The sequence below is a fragment of the Frankia sp. AiPs1 genome (assembly GCF_023716945.1).
Lineage (GTDB): Bacteria > Actinomycetota > Actinomycetes > Frankiales > Frankiaceae > Frankia.
This window is the reverse complement of the sequence record NZ_JAMQQF010000845.1, coordinates 1-1,804: the sequence shown is the minus strand read 5'-3', so window position 1 is coordinate 1,804 and position 1,804 is coordinate 1. Positions and strand designations below refer to the sequence as shown.

Sequence of the window (1,804 nt, the reverse complement as noted above, 5' to 3'; positions counted from 1 at the left end):
GTTCGGCCGCGCTCGGGCGATCCTCCGGGCGGCGGGCGAGCGCGGCTCGCACCAGCGGGGCGAGCCCGTCCGGCACCCCGGCGATGTCCGGCGGACGGTCCTCGCGCATCCGGGTCAGCACGTCGGCCTGCTCCGAAGCGAACGGCGGGTGGCCGGTGGCCGCGTAGGTCACGCAGGCGCCCCAGGCGAAGATGTCCGCGGGCGGCCCGGCCCGTTCGCCGCGGAGCTGCTCGGGGGCCATCCAGGCCAGCGTCCCGATGAGTATTCCGGTCCGGGTGTGGCTGGGCACCCCGGCGGCCCGGGCGATGCCGAAGTCGATGACCTTCGGGCCGTCCCAGGCCAGCAGGATGTTCGACGGCTTGAGGTCGCGATGGACGACCCCGGCGGCGTGGATGGCGATCAGGGCGTCGGCCAGACCGACGCCGAAGCCGTGCAGCAGCCGCTCCTCCATCCGCCCGTGGCGCAGCACCGCGTCCGCGAGGCTGGTTCCCTCCACGTACTCGGTCGCGAGCCAGGGGGCGACGGCCTCCGGGTCGGCGTCGAGCACCGCGGCGACCGCACGGCCGTGCACGCGTCGGGCGGCGGCGACCTCGCGCCGGAAGCGTTCCCGGAACTCGGGGTCATCGGCGAACCTGGCGTCGGGCACCTTCACCGCCGCGGCCCGTCCGTCGGCGTTGAACCCCAGGTACACGGTGCCCATGCCGCCCGCGCCGATCCGGTTGTGGATGGCGAAGGGGCCGACCCGGCGCGGGTCGTCCTCGACAAGCGGAGTCAACATCGCGATGCCACCCCGACCGATGCCACCCCGACCGGCCTCAACCCGACCGGGCTCAACCCGACCGACGCCACCCCGACCGACCGTCCCGGCCGGCACCGTGTCCGCCGCCGAGTCCGGTGACGCCAACCGGACCGCCCGACCTGCGCCGAAATGGTCACTCCTTCGATCATCGTGGGCCCCGGCCGGCCCGCCGTCTCCGCCGGGCCGCGGGCCACCTGTCGAGGTGGCCCCATCCGCCGCGGGATCGCGCTGTCTGAACCGTAATGCTTCCAGCCGTCCGTATGCCGCCGATCGCGGGGGTGGGCGCGTCGTCCCCGGTAGCCGGCCACGGTCCGGCTACCGGCGGCTGCCGGTGGCGTTGGGATCGTTCGAGGGGATCGGGTCGAGGGTGGAGAAAGCTGTCCCGTTCCAGCGGAAGCGTATGTCGGCGTGGCCAGACGGGGAGCCGATCGGGTCCTGCGGGTTGAAGGTGTCGTAGCGCAGTACCACCTCGTGGTCATTGCGCTGGCTCTTGACGGTGATGTGCGCGCTCGGCGCCGATGTGTCGGTGCCGCGGAACTGGCCGGCGGCGAAGACGAAGGCGAGCTGGCGCGGTGTGTCCCCGGTCGCGGGGGCGGTACCGATGACGACGCTGAGCTGGCGGTCCTCCTGGTAGGTGCTCATGTCCGGCTCGTAGCCCTTGCCTCGTACGAGGGCGGCCGCGTCGTCGGTGGACAGCGTCGCGGGACTCGGGGACGCCGACGGCGTCGAGCTGGGCGACGGCGAGGAGCTCGGCGAGGCGGCGGCGCCCGTGGCCGGCGCCGGGCTGCCCGTCGCCGTCGCGCCCGCCGTGCCACCGGCATCCTGCGTGGTCTCGACGGGTGGGGTGGCGACGTTGTCGTCCCCGCCTCCGCCGTCGCTGCTGAGCGCGACGGCCGCCGCGATCCCGCCGCCGAGCAGCAGCGCGATCAGGACGGCGACCGCGATGACCGGGCCGCGCCGCCCGCTGTCCGAACCGCGCCGGCCCCCGGGTGAACCGTCCCAACC

The 1,804-nt window shown here is 74.6% G+C and carries 2 protein-coding genes; both read right to left on the bottom strand.

Annotation, left to right across the window (positions count from 1 at the left end; all coding sequences use genetic code 11):
• The coding region (locus tag ND748_RS31220; protein WP_251749894.1) for a serine/threonine-protein kinase at positions 1-778 on the bottom strand (778 nt) is incomplete at its 3' end.
• A 336-nt stretch (positions 779-1,114) separates the two neighbouring features.
• Positions 1,115-1,804: LppP/LprE family lipoprotein (locus ND748_RS31215; RefSeq protein ID WP_251749893.1), on the bottom strand; the 690-nt coding region annotated here is incomplete at its 5' end.